The sequence below is a fragment of the Micromonospora globispora genome, from assembly GCF_003857015.1.
GTDB classification, from domain to species: Bacteria; Actinomycetota; Actinomycetes; order Mycobacteriales; family Micromonosporaceae; genus Micromonospora; species Micromonospora globispora.
The window spans coordinates 1-2,921 of record NZ_QGGF01000143.1; the positions used below are offsets into that span (position 1 = coordinate 1).

At 73.1% G+C, this 2,921-nt stretch carries 3 protein-coding genes and 1 pseudogene; 1 reads left to right on the plus strand and 3 read right to left on the minus strand.

Translation table 11 applies throughout. The features are described 5' to 3' along the window. The 3 genes from DKL51_RS05180 to DKL51_RS05190 all read right to left on the minus strand — a co-directional run. Window positions 1-267, minus strand: a 267-nt coding sequence (locus DKL51_RS05180; protein WP_148097727.1) for an antibiotic biosynthesis monooxygenase family protein, incomplete at its 3' end; no start/stop codon positions are given. 51 nt (window positions 268-318) lie between these two features. Next, window positions 319-1,116, minus strand: a complete 798-nt coding sequence (locus DKL51_RS05185) for an exodeoxyribonuclease III (protein WP_109945682.1) — start codon at window positions 1,114-1,116, stop codon at window positions 319-321. Window positions 1,117-1,183: 67 nt separating this feature from the next. Continuing rightward, on the minus strand, window positions 1,184-2,104 hold the full coding sequence (locus DKL51_RS05190) for a proteasome assembly chaperone family protein (RefSeq protein WP_109965002.1): 921 nt from the start codon (window positions 2,102-2,104) through the stop codon (window positions 1,184-1,186). 433 nt (window positions 2,105-2,537) lie between these two features. On the opposite strand from DKL51_RS05190, the pseudogene DKL51_RS05195 reads away from it, so the two are divergent. Continuing rightward, window positions 2,538-2,921, plus strand: a pseudogene (locus DKL51_RS05195) (hypothetical protein); the annotation flags it as partial.

A 2,921-nucleotide genomic window follows, 5' to 3' on the forward strand; every position in this document is an offset into this window, starting at 1 on the left:
CCGGGCGACTGGCCGGCGCTGCCCGCCGCCCGCGCCGCCGGCGTGCGCGGCCCGGGACGGGCCGGACGCCCACGCCTGGTACGCCTCCTCGGACTCCCAGCGGGTGTAGACGAAGTAGCGGCTCTCCCCGCCGACCGGGCGGAGCAGCTCGAAGCCGAGGAAGCCGGGGGAGTTCTCCACGGCCCCGGCGCGGGCGGCGAAGCGCTTTTCCAACTCCTCGCCGGCGCCGGGCGGAACGTCGATCGCGTTGATCTTCACGACTGCCATGGCTCCACCCTAACCACCGACCAGGATCGGGCCGGGCATACGGCGACCGGCTCAGAACGACTCGACGGCCGGCACCAGGTCGGCGTCGACCACGATCGGGGCGTGGTCGGACGGCCCCTTGCCCTTGCGGGCCTCCCGGTCCACGTACGCGGAGCGGACCGCGCGGGCGAACGGCGCCGAGGCGTACACCAGGTCGATCCGCATGCCCTTGTTCTGGTGGAACATCCCGGCCCGGTAGTCCCAGTAGGTGAAGGGGTGCGGGCCCTTCATGGGGGTGGGTACCACGTCGCTGAGCCCGAGGTCGCGCAGCGCGGCGAGGGCGGCCCGCTCGGCCGGGGTGACGTGGGTGGAGGCGACGAAGAGCGCCGGGTCCCAGACGTCGGCGTCGGTCGGTGCCACGTTGAAGTCCCCGCAGACCGCCAGCGGCAGTCCGGTGGCCAGTTCCGGTTCGAGGGCGTCCCGCAGCGCCGCGAACCAGGCCAGCTTGTACACGTAGTGCGGGTCGTGCGGAGCGCGCCCGTTCGGCACGTACACCGACCAGACCCGCAGCCCGTCGCAGGTGGCCGAGATGGCCCGGGCCTCGGGCTCGGGGAACCCGGGCTCGCCCGGGAACCCGACCGCCACGTCGGCCAGCCCGACCCGGGACAGGATCGCCACCCCGTTCCACCGCCCGTCGCTGTGGCTGGCCGCCTCGTACCCCAGCTCGCCCACCTCGGCGACCGGGAACGCCCCGTCGGGGCACTTGGTCTCCTGCAGGCAGACGACGTCGGGCTTCGTGCCGGCCAGCCAGTCGAGCAGCCGGGGCAGGCGGGCCTTCACCGAGTTGACGTTCCAGGTCGCCAGGCGCATGTCTCCAGCCTGCCGCATCCTCGGCCGGACCGCCGGGTCAGCTCGCCGGGGTGTCGCGCGCGGCCGGTCAGGCGCCCGGGGTGTCGCCCGGGCGGCTCTGCTCGGCCAGGAAGCGTTCCAGCTCGGCGCCGAGTTCGTCGGCGGTGGGCAGCGGACCCGTCTCCGGGGCGAGGAGGTTCTTCTCGCCGCGGCCCCGGGCGAACGCGTCGTACTGCTCCTCCAGGGCCTGGACCAGGGTGGCGGCCTCGTCGGTCTCCGCGACCTGCCGGTCGATCTCCACCCGGACCACCTCGGCGGCGGCGCGCAGCCCGTCCCGGGGCAGCAGCAGTCCGGTGCTGCGGGAGATCGAGGCGAGCAGCACCTCGGCGGCGGCCGGGTACTCGGTCTGGGCGACGTAGTGCGGCACGTGCGCGGCGAAGCCGAGGGCGTCGCGGCCCTGCTCGCCGAGGCGGAACTCCAGCAGGTGGCCGACGCTGCCCGGGACCTGGACCCGCTGCAGCCACGGTTCGTGACCGGCGATCAGGTCGCGTCGGGTGGCGTGCGCGGTGACCCCGGTGGGGCGGGTGTGCGGGACCGCCATCGGGATCGAGTTGAGGCCGACGGTGAGCCGGACGTCCAGCCGGGCGATGAGCCCGGCGACGGCGGCCACGAACCGCTCCCACTGCACGTCCGGCTCGGGGCCGGTGAGCAGCAGGAAGGGGGTCTCGTCGTCGTCGTGGAGCAGCCGCAGCTCGAGCTCCGGCGCGTCGTAGTCGGCCCAGTGGTCCTCGACGAAGGTCATCACCGGGCGGCGGGCGCGGTAGTCGAAGAGCTGGTCGACGTCGAAGCGGGCGATCGGGCGGGACTCCAGGGAGGTGAGCAGCTGCTCTCGGGCCAGCCGGGTGGCGCTGCCGGCGTCGACGAAGCCGGTGAGGGCCTGGATCAGTACCGGTTGGCCGAGGTCGGGCAGATCGTCGGCGAGTTCGTAGAGCTCGTGTGGGTCGAGCACCGGTTCGGACCTCCCTGGGTACGCGCGTACGGGTCCGTGCGCGCACGGCACCCGGTTCGGGCAACGTACCCGCCGCCCTGATCCATTCCGGAAGCGGCCGGTGCGCTGCCCGACGGTTGATCACAATTCGGTGACCGGCATGATCAAAGTGGGGCGAATGCGCCGATCTTGACCGCCAGTCTCCGGTGAACGGGGGAATGACGCATCAGCCGAACGTACGAGTTAGTAGATCATGGGCGGCCCTGCCGCGGACTGCGTGGTCCGTGCCGGTGGGTGTGCCCCGCCGTGTGGACCGGAGGTTTGACCGGTCCGCGAGGATTGTCGGGGCGGCTGGCGCCCGTGAATCGATCGCCCGGTTTCCGGCGTGCCGATTGTGGGCAGGACCACTCGATCACGCTGGGTAATCGGTGCTGCTCCTGCCTAGCCTCGTCGAATGCGTGACGACGACAGCCTCGACGACCAGTACGGCCTCGGCGACTCGGCTGACCGTTCGGACGATATCCCATCCACCGAACGGTTGACCGGTCTCCCCGAGCGTACTGCTCCCCGGCTCTTCTCCCTCGGCTCCCTGCGTACCCGCTTCGGTGCCCTCATTAACCCCGTCCCCGCCCGGCCCGGGCGGACCCGGATGGCGGTGACCGCCGGCGCCCTCTGCTGCCTCGGCCTGGTCGGCTTCGCCCAGGTCGGCGCCGGCGCCGTCGGCGGGTCCGAGACGCCCGCCAAGGCGGAGGTCGCCCAGTCGGCGGAGGTCGCCCGCTGGGCGACCTCCGCCGACTGGGCGACCGCGGACGCCGCCTCCCGTGGTGAGGCGCGCCAG